Annotated in this window: 13 protein-coding genes; 5 read left to right on the top strand and 8 right to left on the bottom strand. The window is 36.2% G+C overall.

Annotated features, from left to right (window positions below):
* Window positions 1-94: 94 nt before the first annotated feature.
* From KO509_RS07270 to pedF, 7 genes are all read right to left on the bottom strand, one after another.
* Window positions 95-2,659 carry a PAS domain-containing hybrid sensor histidine kinase/response regulator gene (locus KO509_RS07270; protein WP_215972626.1) on the bottom strand — a complete coding sequence of 855 codons (2,565 nt, stop codon included), beginning with the start codon at window positions 2,657-2,659 and terminating at the stop codon, window positions 95-97.
* Window positions 2,652-3,800 (bottom strand): nitric oxide-sensing protein NosP, encoded by a 1,149-nt coding sequence (gene nosP / locus KO509_RS07265; protein WP_215972625.1) that lies wholly within the window; start codon window positions 3,798-3,800, stop codon window positions 2,652-2,654. The genes KO509_RS07270 and nosP overlap by 8 nt, the downstream gene beginning before the upstream one ends.
* A 53-nt stretch (window positions 3,801-3,853) precedes the next feature.
* Window positions 3,854-6,013 (bottom strand): 4Fe-4S binding protein, encoded by a 2,160-nt coding sequence (locus KO509_RS07260; protein ID WP_215972624.1) that lies wholly within the window; start codon window positions 6,011-6,013, stop codon window positions 3,854-3,856.
* Window positions 6,014-6,158: 145 nt separating this feature from the next.
* Window positions 6,159-7,679: an aldehyde dehydrogenase family protein gene (locus tag KO509_RS07255; RefSeq protein WP_215972623.1), complete on the bottom strand. Its 1,521-nt coding sequence runs from the start codon at window positions 7,677-7,679 to the stop codon at window positions 6,159-6,161.
* 279 nt (window positions 7,680-7,958) lie between these two features.
* On the bottom strand, window positions 7,959-9,683 hold the full coding sequence (locus KO509_RS07250) for a PQQ-dependent methanol/ethanol family dehydrogenase (RefSeq protein WP_289847529.1): 1,725 nt from the start codon (window positions 9,681-9,683) through the stop codon (window positions 7,959-7,961).
* Window positions 9,684-9,954: 271 nt separating this feature from the next.
* Entirely contained in the window at window positions 9,955-10,833 is an 879-nt protein-coding gene (locus KO509_RS07245) for a transporter substrate-binding domain-containing protein (RefSeq protein ID WP_303495476.1), read from the bottom strand.
* A gap of 1 nt (window position 10,834) precedes the next feature.
* A complete protein-coding gene (gene pedF, locus KO509_RS07240) occupies window positions 10,835-11,278 on the bottom strand; it encodes a cytochrome c-550 PedF (protein ID WP_215972632.1) in 444 nt (147 codons plus the stop codon).
* A 231-nt stretch (window positions 11,279-11,509) separates the two neighbouring features.
* On the opposite strand from pedF, the gene KO509_RS07235 reads away from it, so the two are divergent.
* From KO509_RS07235 to KO509_RS07220, 4 genes are read left to right on the top strand one after another with little or no spacing between them, the layout of a single operon-like run.
* Window positions 11,510-12,775, top strand: a complete 1,266-nt coding sequence (locus tag KO509_RS07235; RefSeq protein WP_252727435.1) for an ABC transporter substrate-binding protein — start codon at window positions 11,510-11,512, stop codon at window positions 12,773-12,775.
* A 15-nt stretch (window positions 12,776-12,790) separates the two neighbouring features.
* Window positions 12,791-13,771 carry a YVTN family beta-propeller repeat protein gene (locus tag KO509_RS07230; RefSeq protein ID WP_215972620.1) on the top strand — a complete coding sequence of 327 codons (981 nt, stop codon included), beginning with the start codon at window positions 12,791-12,793 and terminating at the stop codon, window positions 13,769-13,771.
* Complete coding sequence (locus KO509_RS07225; protein ID WP_215972619.1) at window positions 13,768-14,496, top strand: ABC transporter ATP-binding protein; 729 nt, start codon at window positions 13,768-13,770, stop codon at window positions 14,494-14,496. Before KO509_RS07230 ends, KO509_RS07225 begins: the two co-directional genes overlap by 4 nt.
* A complete protein-coding gene (locus KO509_RS07220) occupies window positions 14,496-15,284 on the top strand; it encodes an ABC transporter permease (protein ID WP_215972618.1) in 789 nt (262 codons plus the stop codon). Before KO509_RS07225 ends, KO509_RS07220 begins: the two co-directional genes overlap by 1 nt.
* Window positions 15,285-15,415: 131 nt before the next feature.
* Here KO509_RS07220 and KO509_RS07215 read toward each other — a convergent pair whose 3' ends face one another.
* Complete coding sequence (locus KO509_RS07215; RefSeq protein WP_215972617.1) at window positions 15,416-15,904, bottom strand: GNAT family N-acetyltransferase; 489 nt, start codon at window positions 15,902-15,904, stop codon at window positions 15,416-15,418.
* A 359-nt stretch (window positions 15,905-16,263) separates the two neighbouring features.
* Between KO509_RS07215 and KO509_RS07210 the strand changes: the two genes are divergently transcribed.
* Complete coding sequence (locus KO509_RS07210; protein WP_215972616.1) at window positions 16,264-18,585, top strand: TonB-dependent receptor; 2,322 nt, start codon at window positions 16,264-16,266, stop codon at window positions 18,583-18,585.
* The last annotated feature ends 174 nt before the right edge of the window (window positions 18,586-18,759 follow it).

The raw sequence follows: 18,759 nt of genomic DNA, 5'->3' as shown, positions 1-18,759 counted from the left end.
GCACTATTAAGGCGTTATTTTTTATGTGTCATTAAAGTTTGTTTATCATCAGGCTAGTATGTTGAACACGTTATCATGTTAATCTGAACAAAGGTTATTTTAATAAATAAAGCATGGATGTTTTTAACTTCATTGGCTTCACTGGTTTATTTAACAATAAAATACCACTTTCTTTTACTTCATCTTTTAGTTCTTTACTGTAATTTGCTGTAATCATCATTATAGGAAGAGGCTCGCTACGTGATGCGTTAATTTCTTTTGCTAATGATAGTCCGTTCACATCATCATCAAGGTGATAGTCAACAATCAAGATATCTGCTTTGTCAGTGGTAACGCTTACTTTTTGCTCCAAATGTTGTAGACTCGAAGCTGTTATCACAACACAGCCCCAGCGTTCTAACAATTGTGACATGCCCGCGCAAATGCTAGCGTCGTTATCAATAAGCCAAATTTTACTATTGGTTAGTAGTGTGGTATCGAGGTTATAATTATACTGATCACTTGCTTGTGAGACATTACTGATTTTACCCAGTGGTACTTTTACTGAAAATACGGATCCTTTACCTAATGTTGAATTTACCATAATTGGATGTTCGAGTACTTTAGATATTTTATCTACAATCGCTAAGCCTAAACCCAAGCCGTTCCGAAAGGCGGTGTGTGACGAATTTAACCTTTTAAATTCTTTAAATATTTCTTGAATCTGATCTTTAGCTATCCCAGTACCATTATCCCAAACTTCAATGAAAATATGATTACCCTTACGTCTACAGCCAAGTAAAACTTTACCATTGTCTGTATATCGAAAAGCATTTGATAGAAAATTACGTAATATACGCACGAGTAAAACACTATCACTGTGCACAATAACATCACTACGAACATGACGTAGTTCTACTTGAAATTGCCCGCTGACATGTCGATATTCACTGACTAAATTGTCGAGTAATTCGGACAATTTGAATGAGCTTTTATCCGCTTTTACAACACCAGCATCAAGTTTTGAAATATCGACCAAGGTGCAAATTAGATTCTCTAAATCATCGAGTGAATTGGAAACTGAGCGTAGTAATTTTTGGGTGTTACCTTCTAAAGGTGAGTCCATTAATGAGCTAGTGAATAGTTGTGCAGCATTTAACGGTTGCAATAAATCATGACTTACCGCCGCAAGGAACTTAGTTTTTGAACTGTTGGCAAACTCAGCTTCACTTTTTGCTTTTTGTAGGTTGATTTGTGCTTGACGACGGTCTTCTACTTCTGTCTGCAATTTATTATTTAAGCTTTGTAATTGAAATGTTCGCTCTTGTACTCTAATCTCGAGTTCATCATGGGCTTTTTGTAAAGCGAGAGCATTTTTACGACGTTCAGTAACATCACGAATAAGTACAAAAAAACCTTGAACATCACCTTTTGCATCACGGTTAGGCACGTAGGATTTTAATAAGTAGCTTAATTCATTATTTTTGTTTTTTTCTTTAATCTCAAAAATTACACTCTCACCATTTAAAGCTCGATCGACATAAGGCTTTAACTTAATGAACTCTGACTGAACACGATTCTGCTCTAATTCTAAGCCATTTAGGGCCCCTTGAGGCCAGCCGTACCAGTCAACATAAACTTGATTAGTAAATTGATACTTTAAATCTTTACCCACATAAGCAATCATTGCAGGAACGTTATCTGTGATCAGTCGTAGCCAACTCTCACTTTTTATTAATGATTCAGCATAGCGATGTCGTGCGGTAATATCACTATAAGTTTTAATTATTTTACCGTTATTTAGACGATGATCCCTTATTTCTAGTACTGTGCCATCAGTAAGGGTTTGAGTGTAATATTCATTATTGGTGTTAAACTTGGGAGCTAAATCGAGTTCTGTTAATTTTTGCATATTATCAGTACTAGGGATCAACTGTAAAAGGTTAGAAGATAATGAACTAAGCTGTGAAAAGCGTCTATTCCATACTTCAATCTTATTTTGGTTACTAATTAACACTACACCTTGCGAGAGATTATCAATTAAGTTTTGTAATAATAATGATTTTTGTGCCATCCCTCGTTCATAACGAGCACTTTCTGCCGTTTTTACCGCCGTAATGTCGGTATAGAGCATAACCCAACCACCTTCACTGGTTCGGTGTTCGTTTAATTGAAACCATCGTTCATCTGCGAGTTGGTATACTGGGCTAGCAAACGCATCACCAGGTGATGCACGTCGAATAAGGCCACGTGTTTTAGCTAATTCTTTTAAGTCTTTTAGGTTGGCACCTTTCTTAATCGGCAACCCTGAGTTTTTCCAAAAATTAGCAAAATTACTGTTTTGTAAGATAATTCGACCTTTACTGTCGAGTAATACAAAGGCTTCTGTAATGCTTTCTATCGCATCAACAAAGCGCTGTTTGAACAGGTTAGCTTGTGCGTTAGCTAGTTTTAAAGCATGATTACTTCGTTCAAGTTTTGCTAAAGTTTCGTTTAGAGTGTGAGTCTTTTCTCGCACTTGTTCAGCTAGATGTACGGAGTGTTCAAATGCTGTATAAGGTGCATATTGATTTTCACCACTATCTTCAACACGTTGCATCAAGGCATCGTTAATTTTTTTTAATTTACTATTTTGCTGTCTTAATTGAGCAAGTTCTTCTTCTAAAGCTTGATTACTCATTAATACCTCCGGCAATGTAAACACCGGTAAATGTTTGATTTAAATGTGTACCATTAATATGCTCGCCATAGGTATTAAATCCCGCAATACTGTACTTATTATTTAATTCTCGTACTTTATTTTCGAGGCCTTTTTGTTCTATCTCTAGGCGTCTTAAAAAGCAATCACAGGCTAAAACCAACTCTGGTTTACCGTAACGCAATGATATTTCGTCTAATTTATGTACTACTGGAGCAAATATATCGCCCATTTCAACTGCCGTGAGCACAATACCAACATCGACAGCGCAGTAAAAGGTCAAACTTAAGTCAGCCTCATTAACTTTTTGAATTGAACGAATATAGTAGTGCCCGCCAACTTTAACTGCCAACGGGTTCAGTGAAAATACTTCAGGACTTAAGTCTTTCAAATTCATGTTTAATAATTTTGCATATTCAAGCGCTGCCGGCTCAGCATTTAGTTCATACACAGTTCTACTGTCTGCATTTGCGGCAGTCACGACTAATTTTTCTATCGGACGGGCAATATGATTACAGTTAAAGACTTCAAAAGATAAGATAGTATTTACCATGATGACAATGGCTGAATTTTGATAAAAACTTCCTTGATAATAGACATGTGTTTTCGCTAAACTAATATCATCACCGGCAGAGCCGCCAAAGTGAGGGATGCCTCTACAAGCAGAGTTTAGTGTTACTAAAAATTGCTCTTCGTTGGAAGAAAGTCCATCGAGCAATGTAAGTAAAAAACTATTGTTTTTAATGTCGGTTAATTTTTTAGCTTGGCACTGTTCTATCAGTTCGTTGATGGTTGATTGTGCGCTGATGGTGTCGAATGTTTCCATTGATTCAATTAAGGCTGAACTGATGGCAAAGTATTGGCTAGAAAATCCAATCGCAACAATAGAGTGCTGCTTGTAACCTTGCTGGCTTACTTCTCCTGCAGTTGTGCAGCCAACAATTTCGATGTCCTTGAAAGTACTTTCCATTGTTTGTGCTAGTGTGTACAGCGCATAAGTTGATGAGCAATAAAATAATATAAAACAGATATTTTCTTTATTAAGCTGCTGGTAGAGCTCTTGGCTAGCAATTAATGGATCGGTAGCTGTACTGACTGCGGTTATTGTTTTTATTGGCTGCATAAGGTTACCTATTAATTTTATTGTTATTATACGCCTACCATATTATTGACTCGTTATAGTTCAATATAGTTAACCGTTATCGGTGTAGACGTTGTTGCATTCTTTTTTCTCTTTGGTTTATTTGAATATTTATTAACAACACACTGTTGTGGGCTCTCAATAGTAACTAAACATTCCAAACATTGAATACACTCCCCGTAATCAATTGAACCGTCTTGGTTTATCGCATCTATTCCACATTTCTTGTTACGACAAAGTTGGCATGGTGTGCCACATTCTTTGCGTCGTCTTAACCACTTAAAAATAGGATAGCGACCAATGATAGCAAGGCCAGCGCCTAACGGACATAAATAGCGACAATAAAACTTATGAATCTTCAAGCTCAGTGCTAATAATAAAACAACATAGAGAACAAATGGCCAGTAACGTACAAAATTTAATGTAATACTTGTTTTAAATGGTTCAATTTCGGCAAGCTTTTCGGCAATACTAAGCGAATAAAAAGAGCTACCAACTAATAATATCAACACGGCATATTTTATTTTTTGCGCTCTACTATGATGATGTGGTTTTATTTTAATTTGTTTTATCTTTAACTTGTTGGCGATTAATGCGGCAAATTCTTGCAAGGCACCAAAGGGGCATAACCATCCACAAAACAAGCCTCTGCCAAATAAGAATAAACTGATAAAAACAAAAATCCAAAGAATAAAAATAATGGGATCAAGTAGAAAAACATCAATATTAAACCCTTGCCATATCGATAATAGTAGTGTGTAAATGTTGACTACTGATAATTGACCTTGCGAGTAAAATCCGATAAAAAACAGGACGAAAGTTAATGATGCAAAACGTAATTTATGTGTCTTTTTAACATTTTTAGCAATGGTTTCTTGTTTAATAAACAACCAAGACAAAAAGAAGAGGTAAGCACTTAATATTAGTATTTCAAGCTTACGCTCTATCCAGATTTTTAACCATAAAGGTTGTTTTTTGTCTGGATTAACTTCTACATCTTTATGAATAAATAAATAGTCAGGTAAGGTATTATCAATTGTAAAGCTATACTGATTTTTAGATAAAAAAGACTGGTTGTAATTCAATGTTAGGGATAACGATAAACTTTTATTTAATTCGAAACCAGACTGAGCTTTTATACGAAAGACTTTTATATCAGTAAAGTCTGGAACTGCTTGTATAAATGACGGCTCATAATAGCTATAAAAGTCGATATCACGAAGATCAACCGGCAGTGTCGCTTGTTGTCCTGTTAAACGACTAGGTACGGTTTGGGGGATAAACTCATCACTAACAAAAGCATATTTACCACGACCAAATACCATTAATGCGTGTTCATCAGGCTTTAAGCTTTCAATTAAGCGTTGATATTCTTGTTCACCTAATAAATTTTTACCAATAATAGGCACATGGACAAAAGCAAAGTATAAATCGATAAAGTCATTTTCTCCTTCGCTTACTTGGTTAATTTTATTTATTAAGCTTGAGGATGATTTATCAACAATTGCCAGTGCTTGATCACGTGTAACTCGCCAATGTTTAATAAGGTTTTCATTTAAAAGTTCAGCGAAAGTGAGCACTTTATAGTAGTCAGGATTAATACTGGTTCGTGATGGAGCAACAAAACCAGAGAGCCGCTCTCGAGCGACCTGAATAGCGGAGGCGGTAATGGTGTCATTAATAACTAATACTGATATCGTCGCCTTCGTGACTCCATCAATATATGTTGCACCAAGCGAGTCTTTATTTCGTGCATTCACGATGAAGCGCTCTTTTACTGAATGTCCTTTAAATTGCTTAATAAAATCAAACATTGGCTCTTCACCTAAGCCATGTAAAAAGATCGGTTCATTGTGCTTTAATATTTTTAATCCGGTAAATACACCGTCGGTATCAATACCAATTAGTACATTAATTGTTTGGCCAGAAAAGCCAATGAAATTGACAAAATCATCAGATTCGAAAACATAACCTAAGAGTTCATTCAGTTGATAAACTGGTGTAACAGGAATTTCTTTATCGATAGGGCCAATGCGAGTTGCGCTAGGAAAAATATGGGCAATATCATCCTCAATGGATGTCGCATTTGGATTTGTTTGGTTATTGAAAGCTAAAGCGGTAAAAGAGGGTGATAACATAAAAAAAAGGGTCAGGGTTACCCACAATATTAACGGGTTTACTTTTTTAGAATGCATGTTAACACCCAAAGAAATTGTTATAGCCTTTACTTCATATTTAGTCATATGCTAAGTAAAGGCTATATAAATTGTTTAATTTTTTGTTGGCTGAATGAGCAGCATTACTCCATAGTTGGCACTCATTCAGTCAACACTATTAAGCTTAGAAGAAGCCTAAAGGACTTGTGCTGTAGCTCACTAATAAGTTTTTAGTTTGCTGATAATGATCAAGCATCATTTTATGAGTTTCGCGACCAATACCTGATTTTTTGTAACCACCGAAGGCAGCATGAGCAGGGTATAAATGGTAACAGTTAGTCCATACACGTCCAGATTGAATACCACGGCCCATACGATGAGCAACGTTGGCATCACGTGTCCAAACACCAGCACCTAAACCAAATGCACTGTCGTTAGCGATAGCAAGCGCTTCAGCTTCATCTTTAAAAGTGGTCACGGCAATAACAGGCCCAAAAATTTCTTCTTGGAAAATACGCATTGAGTTATTACCTTTCATGATTGTTGGCTGAATGTAATAACCGTTGCCTAGTTCATTTACTAAGCTTTCTTTATCGCCGCCTGTCAGTACTTTAGCACCTTCATCTTTACCAATAGTTAAATAGCTCATGATTTTATCGAACTGTTCTTCAGATGCTTGAGCACCAACCATAGTTTCAGTATCTAGTGGATTACCACGAATAATTTTATTCGCTTTAGCGATAACTTTTTCAATGAATTCATCAAAAATATCTTCTTGGATTAATGCACGAGAAGGACAAGTACAAATTTCACCTTGGTTGAAGAAACCTAATACAAAGCCTTCAGCACATTTCTCAAGGAAATCATCTTCAAATTGAGTAATGTCATTAAAGAAGATGTTTGGTGATTTACCACCTAACTCAACAGTTGATGGAATTAAGTTTTCAGCAGCACATTTTAATATATGTTGACCGACAGGTGTTGAACCAGTAAAGGCAATTTTACCAATACGTGTACTTGTTGCTAAGGCTTCACCAGCTTCTTTACCATAGCCGTTTACAATATTTAATACGCCAGGAGGAAGTAAGTCTGCGATAAGCTCAATTAATATTAAAATACTAACAGGCGTTTGTTCTGCTGGTTTTAGTATTATACAGTTACCAGCAGCAAGGGCAGGTGCAAGTTTCCATGCCGCCATTAAAATAGGGAAATTCCAAGGAATAATTTGACCAACAACACCAATAGGCTCGTGGAAGTGATAAGCAACAGTGTCGTCATCTATTTGAGAAAGTGTGCCTTCTTGAGCACGAATACAACCAGCATAGTAACGGAAGTGATCAACACTTAACGGAATGTCAGCTGCAAGAGTTTCACGTACCGGCTTACCATTATCCCATGAATCGGCAACAGCAATAGTTTCTAAATTTGCTTCAATTCTATCGGCAATTTGCAATAAAATATTTGAACGTTCTTGTACTGATGTTTTCCCCCATGCTACTTTTGCTGCATGAGCAGCATCGAGTGCTAATTCAATATCTTCCGCACTTGAACGTGGTATTTTACAAATCTCTTCGCCTGTAATAGGGGTTGTATTGGTAAAGTAATTACCCTTAACAGGAGCAACCCAATCACCGCCGATAAAGTTTTCATATTTAGGTTTAAAAGAAACGACAGAACCTTCACTGCCTGGGTTTGCATAGATCATATATCACCTCGTAATTAGATCAGTCAGAGTAAGACTCTTTTCCTTGATCTTGTTTATGTATACTTTGATTGTTACCAAAGTGTTTTGGTATATCTATAATAAGGTTGATAAGGCAAGTAAAACTATTATCCCTTTGCATTGAAAACATCATACTTTAGAAGGAATAGGCTCTTTTATGCTGGTTTTTATATCTTTTTTTTAATTAATTCGTTGCAACGTATTAATTAAAAAAAAGGCTTTTGAATAAATTCAAAAGCCTTTTTTAAACGGTTGTTAAGGTTATTTAGGCAGTTTAAATGTCCACACACTGCCACCTTGGTTAAAGTGTTTCACACGCTCGGCAACATCACCGCCCCATAGTGGTACAGCGCCACCCCAGCCAGATAAAACAGAAATGTATTGTTCGCCATTCATATCCCAGGTTACCGGAGTACCAACAATACCTGAGCCGGTATTAAACTTGTATTTTACTTCACCTGTTTTAGCATCAAGTGCCAATAAATAACCTTCAGGATTACCGGTAAATACTAGGTTACCTGCGGTAGCAAGTACACCACCCCATAATGGTGAGTAGTTATTGTAACGCCAAACAACATTACCTGTTTTAGGGTCAATTGCTTTTAATACACCAATATAATCTTTATTAATTGGTTTAATAGTAAAACCAGCACCTAAGTAAGCTGCCCCTTTTTTATAGGCAGTAGGTTCGTTCCAGATATCCATTTCCCATTCATTTGAAGGCACATAGAATAGTTCAGTATCTTGACTGTAAGCCATCGGCATCCAGTTTTTACCACCTAAGAAAGCAGGGGCTGCAATAACAGTGCTACCTTTATTACCATCTTTTGATTTGCTTGGATCGCTTGGTCTATTGGTATCATCGTAAATTGGACGTCCTTTATCGGTTAGTCCTTTAGCCCAAGTGATTTTATCAACAAATGGGAAGCCTCGAATAAAATCGCCATTCTCACGGTTTAATACATAGAAAAAGCCGTTTCTGTCAGCTGTTGCCGCAGCCTTAACTGTTTTACCATTTTCTTTATAGTCGAATGGAATCAGTTCATTAACACCATCGAAATCCCAACCGTCATGTGGTGTTGTTTGGAAATGCCAAACAATTTTTCCGGTATCAGGATCTAGTGCTAAACGCGATGATGAGAAAAGGTTATCGCCTGGACGTAAATGTGAGTTCCATGGCGCTGGGTTACCTGTGCCAAAGAAAAGTAGATCTGTGTCAGCATCGTACGTGCCACCTAACCAAGGAGCAGCACCACCTGACTTCCAAAGATCACCTGGCCATGTTTGTCCTGGTTTGCCACCAGAAATACCATTCTCCATTTTTTTACCATCTTTCCAGATGTAACCCATATGGCCTTCAACTGTAGGACGTTCCCAAACTAGTCGGCCATTTTTAGCATCATAAGCTCTTACTTTACCTACTACGCCAAATTCACCACCAGCAACACCTGTGATGATTTTACCTTTAACAACAATTGGAGCAGCAGTAATTGAATAACCGGCTTTATAATCTTCTACCGTTTTTTTCCAAACGACTTTACCTGTATCTTTATTAAGAGCAACAAGTTTGGCGTCAAGGGTACCAAAAATAACTAGGTCGCCATATAGCGCAACACCACGGTTAATAACATCACAACAAGGCATAATACCGTCAGGTAAACGAGCATCATATTGCCAAATTTCGTCACCTGTATTTACGTCAATAGCGTATGCTCTTGAGTATGAGCCAGTAATATACATAACGCCGTCTTTAATCATCGGTTGAGATTCTTGACCGCGTTGTTTTTCGCCACCTAATGAAAATGCCCATACTGGACGTATTTCTTTCACTGTGTCGATATTTATTTTATCAAGAGGGCTGTAACGTTGTCCTCTTAGACCCATTCCATAAGACACAATACTTTCAGTGGTCATTTGGTCTTGTGCAATATCTTTATCGGTTACATAAGCATTTGCTATACCTGTTAGTGATAAAGATATCGCCATGGATAATGACAATACCTTGGTTTTACATGTTGTTATCATTGTTATTTCCTCTCGGGTTGTAAATTTTTGGTTAAAGATCATGTACTATGTTTACTTACCTGCTGTCATTAATAAGCTTGTTTATCAATCATAGATATGAATAAACGTTGAAGCAGGCTATAACGATATTAAAATGTCTCTATTTACTTATATATGACTCGGCAGTAGCGTTTTTTTCATCATTTAGTATGATTAAAGGGATGAAGTTGACTATTGTATATGTCGACTAGTCTTATTCTACTTCGGCGTAATAATCAGGCACTTGGTAGATAGCATTATATTGAGTGAAAATGTCTTTCATTGTTCCTTGAGTTACCATCGCCTGAACAATATCGCCAATAGCATAGCCTAGTTGGCGATAATCACTTTTTATTGCCATTCCAATATCCCATTGTTGTTTGCCTATCATTGGAAAACCATTATTTGCTAACACATAGGTTTTTGGATCAAGTTGCTGTTGATAGTGACTGATTTGACTACGTAGCCCCATAACCGCATCAACTTTATGTGTTTGCATGGCCGATATCGCTAACGGTAGAGAAGGAAATTGTTTAGTTTTGTCGCGCATTCGGCCATTGAAGACCGATAATAGATAAAATTGAGGAATGGAATCGACTTCAACACCAATGTTATGGTATTGAAAAACGGCCATGGTACTAACATCTTCAATTTTGTTTTTATTGAAAATGATTTTCCACGATTCTGTATGGTAAGGGGCAAACATATGTACTTGTTCATGTACAGGTTCGCCAATATCGTCTCTAAGGTTAGAGTATGCTTGATCATAAGGGATTCTGAGCATTAAATCTGCAATAGTGCGGTTAAGATAATGTCCTTTCCAAATATTATTGCGTAAATCACCTTCTACATCTTCATCTGCTGTTACCCATCTGATATGCAGTTCTACGCCTAATTCTTTGGCGATATGTTTGGCGACTTCGACATCAATACCTTTCTCTTTACCGTCTTCTTGGTATGAAAAAGGTGCATAATCTCGATAAACAGCAACAGTGATCTCTTTGCTTTCAATAATATCATCGTAAGATCGGGCAAGAGCTGTTGAGCAAAGAATGCCGCAACAACTTAGCCACAAAATTAGCGCATTTAAAATATTATTTTTCACTGACAGACTCTAACCAAGTACGAATTGCCCAAAGTGCTTCTTGGTTTAAATGCTCGGTCATTTTCGGCATATAAACAGCACCATTTCTTACCGCACCATTTTGTACTCGATAAATGTACCATTCATCACCATCAAAATCCGCTGGCAGTTTGCGTATATCAGGAGCTATACCACCTGAAACACCACCCAAACCATGACAACGAGCACAATTTTGGTTATAAGCAGAAGCACCTACGCGTAAAATTTCTGTGAGCACATCACCTTCTTTTTCTCGGTAGGGATTCGTGTCAAACCATTCTTCACCTAAGGTAGGTAAAGTAGAAGTATTTATTGCTTGTGGTGTTACAGGGCCGTGAGCAGCTATGCTAAATGAACAAACAGATATCAATGTAATTAAACATTTTTGGCTTAAACCTAAATTAAACTTTATCATCACTCAGTACTCCAATTTCTACAAAATTAATTATGTATATGTTTTTAATGATATAAGCTTAACTGTGTTGATGTAGTGGAAGAATTGTACTTTAGCGCGGTTAGTTCTCATCACTTAGTATGATTTTACGGGTGTAAAAAGCCACATTTTAATATTATCTTGTTTTATATCAAAGTATTAAGGCATTTTATGTGGTAGTTGATTATTTTTTACTTTAGTAAGTTTTTCTATATGCTTATGTACATACATTTATTTGACCTAGTGTCATTAATTTCTTTTGTACGTCTTTATACAGCTGAGGTAAACATGTTTTTTGCGACAAGGACAAAGTTAAAAAAGTTTCTACTAAAAGGGATTGCTATCAGTACGTGGGCTATTTGTTTTACTGCTTTATCAAAGCCTATAACGGTTGATATTAGTTATGTTCAGTTATTACAAAAGCACTCACCAACGTTATCAAATATTTTCCCAATACCTGAGAATACAGGATACTCGGGCGCGAAACTTGCTATTAATGATTCCAATACAACAGGTAAGTTTTTACAGCAACATTTTGAAATAACACATTTCGTCACGAAGAAGTCAACAGAACTATTAGCCTATATCGAAGGTGAATATGATCTAGGACGTAGAATTTTTATTCTTGATGTTCCGTTAATCCATTTAATACCAATAGATCAGTGGGCCAAAGATAAGCCTGTTTTGTTATTTAATGTGGGAGAGCCGGCCGATGAAATTCGTAGTACTCAGTGTTTAGCGTCGGTATTTCATACTATACCTAGCGATGCAATGAAATCTGATGCGCTGGCACAATGGTTACTTTATCGTCGTATGAGTAATGTGTTATTGGTACGAGGTAGTCAAGTTGAAGATATTCAACTGGCAAAATCTTTTAAACGTTCAGCTAAACGCTTTGGTATTAAAGTTGTTGATGAAAAGGTATGGGATTTTAATACGGATATGAGACGTACTGCACAGCAGGAAATTCCTTTATTTACTCAAACAATTAAAGATTATGATGCTGTTTACGTAGCAGATAAAGAAAAAGATTTTTCAGAGTTTATTCCCTTTAATACTTATTTACCTCGACCTGTTATTGGCTCGGCAGGTCTAGAAGCGTTAGCCTGGCATGCTGTAATAGAGCAATGGGGAGCGGCTCAATTACAAGGGCGTTTTATGACATTAGCTAATAGGAAAATGAATGAAACCGATTTTGCCGGTTACCTTGCTGTACGTAGTGTTGCTCAATCAGTACATGAACTGAATACTAATGTTAGTGCTCATATTCTTGATTATATTACGTCTGATGCCTTTGAATTGGCAGCATATAAGGGACGGAAACTGAGCTTTAGAGCATGGAATAAACAATTAAGAATGCCATTAGCGTTAGTACATCCTCATGCCTTGGTATCGCAGTCGCCACAACCAGGTATGCTTCACCCTATAACTGAACTTGATACGCTTGGATTTGATATTCAAGAATCTCAATGTAAATAAGGTTTACAATAAATTATGAAACACATATTACTATTAAAATTATTAAGTCTAGCTCTTTTATTTAATATTAACGTTAGTTATGCCAACGAGTATGCGTATGTTACCAATGAGAAAGATGACAATATTTCGGTAATCGATCTGGGTCAAAATAAAGTCATCAGAACAATAGATGTTGGTCAACGACCACGCGGCATTATCTTAAATAAGGATCAATCGCTGGCTTATGTTTGTGCGAGTGATTCCGATCGTATCCAAATAGTTGATTTAAATACGGAACAAATTATTGGTGAGTTGCCCTCAGGAGAAGATCCAGAAACGGTCGTATTACATCCCAACGGTAAGATTATTTATACGGCGAATGAAGATGATGCTTTATTAACAGTTATCAATATTGAAGACGCTAGTGTTACTACACAGATAGACGTAGGTGTTGAGCCTGAAGGACTAGCGGTAAGTCCTAATGGAAAAATTGTTGTAGTCACCTCAGAAACAACCAATATGGTACATTGGATAAACACTGAAACTCATGAAAATTTTGCTAATACACTCGTTGGCTCCAGACCAAGATCTGCGCTTTTTACCAAAGACAATAAGTATCTATGGGTGAGCTCTGAAATTGGCGGTATGGTAGTTATTATTGATGTGGCGACACAAAATATTGTTAAAGAATTTACTTTTCATATTAAGGGCATTCACCGAGATCGTGTACAACCAGTCGGTATTGAATTAACTGAGGATGGCCGGTATGCGTTTATCGCATTAGGGCCCGCAAATCATGTAGCTGTTATTGATAGAAAAACAATGTCTATTGAAAAATATCTGTTAGTTGGGCGTAGAGTTTGGCAACTTGCCTTTAATCATGATGAAAGCCAGTTAATAACAACCAATGGAATCAGTGGCGATGTTTCTTTGATAGATGTTAATGCATTAAAAGTAACCAAATCAATTAAAGTGGGGCGTTATCCTTGGGGCGTTGTAATACGTCAAATGCCATGAGTATAGTAACTAATGAACTGTCTTTTTATTATGGTAAAAAAGCAGCCGTTTATGATTTGAACTTAACGATTAATAAAGGGTTTAACGTTTTGCTTGGCCCAAATGGGGCAGGTAAAAGTACCTTGTTTTCAATGCTAACAGGTCTTTATCAGCCATCATCAGGCAATATTAAAATTGATGGTTATGATTTTCGTGACAATAGAGCTGAAATCATGAAATCTATGGGGGTTGTTTTTCAACAAAGTACGGTTGATTTAGATTTATCAGTTAAGCAAAATTTGGTTTATTATGCTGCTTTACAAGGAATTTCATCCTCCGAAGCGTTAACAAATATTGGTGATATATTATCACAATTGAAATTGACGCAGCGATTGAATGATAAAGTCAGATCATTAAATGGAGGTCATCGTCGCCGTGTTGAAATTGCTAGAGCACTAATCCATAAACCTAAGGTATTATTACTTGATGAAGCAACAGTCGGCTTAGATATTGACAGTAGAAAAATGATCACAGAATACGTTAAAACGTTGAGTCAACAACTGGGAATTTGTGTGTTATGGGCAACTCATTTAATTGATGAAATATCAGCAGATGATCAACTTATTATTCTAAATGAAGGAAAAGTAAAGGTGCAAGGGATAAGTCGTGAATTATGCGAAACACATAATGTTGCTGACATATATCAATTATATAGAATGTTAACGGCTAATACGGAGATCACTTAATGAACCGTACCTACCTTTATTGTTTCAATGGCATTGTTAAGCGTGATATTTTTCGTTTTTTTCAACAACGTTCTCGTTTATTAAGTGCCTTAATTAGGCCATTATTGTGGTTAGTGGTTTTTGCTGCTGGTTTTAGAGCCGCATTAGGCGTCTCTATTATGGAGCCTTATGGTACTTATATTACTTATCAGCAATATATTGTTCCAGGGCTTTGTTGCATGATTATTTTATTTAATGGCATGCAAAGCTCGCTTTCTATGGTATATGACCGTGAAATGGGCAGTATGAAAGTATTATTGATGAGTCCATTACCAAGACCATTTTTATTATGTAGTAAGTTAGTGGCGAGCGCTTTGTTGTCATTATTACAGGTTGTAATTTTCTTATTTTTCGCTCAATTTGTTGATGTGGATATCCCACTAATTGGCTATATTACGGCAATCCCAGCAATTTTTTTAATCGCTTTCTTTCTAGGCTCGCTCGGGCTTATGTTATCCAATCTTATTAAACAATTGGAAAATTTTGCAGGTGTGATGAATTTTGTTATTTTTCCAATGTTCTTTTTATCAAGTGCGTTATACCCTTTGTGGAAGATGAAAGAAGCGAGTCTTTGGTTATATTGGTTATGTCAGTTTAATCCTTTTACTGCGTGTGTAGAGTTATTAAGGTTTGCGCTTTATGGCGAGATTGAACCTACGGCGTTGACTACTGTGTTACTTGTCACCATCACAGTATCGTTTTTTGCCTTAATGAGCTTTAGACCACAACATGGACGTAGTGGTAAATAAACGACGCTTGATTGCAGATGTTGTTAATCATTGAAATACTTATTAACTGTATTTCAATGATTAAGTCAGAAAATTAGCGGCTATAGAAAGGCTTATTTAGTTGGAGTGTTACTAGCAAATGTAGAAGAGCGTTAATCCTCTTTTGCAAAATCAATAAGTGTTTGACCAGACATGCGATAGCCAACCCATTCGTCTTGTGATTGTGCTCCAATCGATTGGTAAAAATCGCGGGACGGTTTATTCCAATCTAAGCAGCTCCATTCAAATCTACCACAATTATTATCGACAGCAATTTTAGCCATTGTTTTAAGTAATAGTTTTCCACCACCTTTACCTCTGTGTTCTAAAGATATGTAAAGATCTTCTAAATAAAGTCCTGACTTTGCCAACCATGTTGAATAGTTATAAAAGTAAATTGCCATCCCAATGGCTTGATCTCCCTGCATGCAAATTAATGCATTAACATGACTATTTTCAGCAAAAATTGACTGCTTAATGGTATCTTCAGTTGCTAACACTTCATGCTCGGCTTTTTCATAAATAGCCAACTCACGAATAAAATGTAAGATTAATGCGGTATCTTTTTTTTCAGCCTTACGGACGGTTAATTTTTCCATCATTTACTCCTTTGATTCTCTTGGCAATATCATAACGTGCTAATCGTTTTGTGTGAATAATAATGTATGAACAGCACTCTTAATAGCAATAGTGTCTGACGAAATTGTCATCGTTAATTAAGTTTTAGGTAAATAGCCGCTATTTTTTATTTTATGTAGACTTTGTATCATCTATAACCATAAATATTGGGTAGTAAATTAATCATACTTTAGCATGATGCTTATTGATTGTGTTTTTATTATCTATCTGTATTTATTAGTTTTATTTTTACTTTGAGTGTTATTTAAACACTAACATCAATTGTTACATTTTTATAAATGGGGGTAGACTGAAGCAAGTTATTATTTATTTGGAAACTGTAATGAAAATATTATTAGCTTGTATTATTACTTGCACTTGCTTACCCGTTTTAGGGGATGATATTACCGGTGTTGAAAAAATTAGTATATATGGGCAAACACCACTTTCATCGAATGCAGTCAGTGATAAAAGTATTTTTGGTAGTGTTCAAACAATCGATGCAGAAACACTTGCTCAATCACAAAGTATTTCATTAGCAGAGCATATGAAAAATCAGCTAATGAGTTTACATATAAATGATGTACAAAATAACCCTTTCCAGCCTGATGTACAATATCGAGGTTTTACAGCCTCACCATTACTTGGCTTACCTCAGGGAATTTCTGTTTATTTAAATGGCGTACGATTTAACGAACCTTTTGGCGATACTGTTAACTGGGATCTTATTCCCCTTGCTGCACTTGATATCGTCTCTTTATATTCAGGATCGAATCCTGCCTTTGGTCAAAATACCTTAGGTGGTGCATTAGCTTTACAAACAAAAAATGGTTTTAGTTATACAAAAAACGAATTTGATGTACGCTTTGGCAGCTTTGGACAACAGCAATATACGCTGCAGTCTGGCGGTAATAAAGGTAATTGGGGCTATTATATTTTGGCTAATCATTACAAAGAAGACGGCTGGCGAGATTATTCTGAAAGTGAATTAAATCAGTTGTTTGCAACATTGAGTTATGTAACTGATGTACGCACCGTAGAGTTTACTTTTGCAGGTAATGATAATGAAATGCTAGGTAATGGTGCTATACCTGAAATACTTGCTGACTTGGCAAGTAGAGATGCTATTTATACGCAACCAGATAAAACTCATAATCGTTATAAACAGTTTAGTGTTAAAACTGACAGTGTTATTAATAGCGAAATGTCATGGCAGGCAAATGCCTATTATCGTCAAAATGAAATTAATAGCATTAATGGTGATGACAGTGACTATGAAGAATGTGAATTTGGCGAAAGCTATAGTTTATGTGAAGAAGAGGAAGAAGATGAGTTAGAGCTTGTCCACTTTGTTGGTTATGATGAAGGGGTTTTTCTCAGTGAGTTGAGTGATATAGATCCTGACACAGTGGATGGCACACTAAATACCGGTTTTACTGATAATGAAAGTTATGGTGCAGCATTACAATTTGTTAAGTTAAGTAAATTTGATTCTTTTGATAACGAATTTATTTTTGGTTTAGGCATAGATAAAGCCGATATTCACTTTAGAAGTGATACCCAATTTGCAGTACTTCATAATGAAACTGTAACGGATGATCGTTCTGTCACTGGTATTGGCTTTTTTGATATGGAATCACGTGTTGATTTGAAAGTTGATACAAAGCAGCAATACTTTTACTTTATGAACGGCATCTCTATTAGCGATAAATTTACCATTAACTTGGCCGGTCGATACAATCATGCTCAAATAAGTATGCAAGATCAGATAGATACGGGTGAAGGCTCACTTAATGGTGAACACTCTTTTAATCGATTTAACCCTGCCATATCAGCTGATTATCAGCTTTCTTCTGATTATATGGTTAAATTAAGTTATAGCGAATCATCAAGAACACCAAGCCCAGCAGAGCTAAGCTGTGCAGATGAAAATGATCCTTGTAAGTTGCCTAATGGTTTTGTGGCCGATCCTCCGCTTGAACAAGTTGTCGCGAAAACAGTAGAAGCTTCTTTAAATTATAATAAAGATAACTTTTCTGCACTAGCAACGGTTTTTTCAACGATTAGCCATCAAGATATTATTTTTCAACAAGCGACAAATAAGTCTAATCAAGGTTACTTTATCAACCTTGATAAAACTCAACGTCAAGGTGTTGAACTTGCTTTTAATACTCAGATAAAAGACGTGGATTTTGGCGCTAGCTATAATTTATTAAAGGCAACTTTTGAGTCACCTTTCGTTTCTTTTAGTCCGGTGAATCCGTTAGGCGCTAATCGACAAGTTAATCCAGGCGATACTATTCCGGGTCAACCAGAGCACCAAGTTAAGTTCCACGCTAATTGGCAAATTAATGATGCTGTTAATCTTGGTACTGAGTTTTTATATGCCTCTTCATCATACTATCGTGGTGATGAAGCAAATGAGAATAAGAAAATACCTTCTTATTCTGTCACCAATATTTACTTAAATTACCAAGTTACCGAACAGTTACGTTTATCAGCTAAAGTTGATAATGTATTTGATCGTCATTTTGATACTTTTGGTACCTACGGTGAAGCAGATGAAGTGTTAGAAGATATATATCCTGATGCCGATTTCGACGAATATTTTGTTGGACCATCAAGACCACTATCAGCCAGTATCAACCTAAACTATCAATTTTAAAAGCAGTAATTCTTATTTTTAAATGGAACTGGCTCAAGGTTAGTGAGCAAAAACCATTGTACTGAAGATGAGCTTGTCTTACTAAAAGACGAGCTTTGTCATACTAAAGAAGGAACGTATTGTTAAGTAAGTCCTAATAGAATTAGAGCTATATTTTATATACTTATTTTTAAC

The sequence above is a fragment of the Colwellia sp. C2M11 genome (assembly GCF_018860915.1).
Classification (GTDB): Bacteria; Pseudomonadota; Gammaproteobacteria; order Enterobacterales; family Alteromonadaceae; genus Colwellia.
This window is presented reverse-complemented; position numbering and strand designations above follow the sequence as displayed.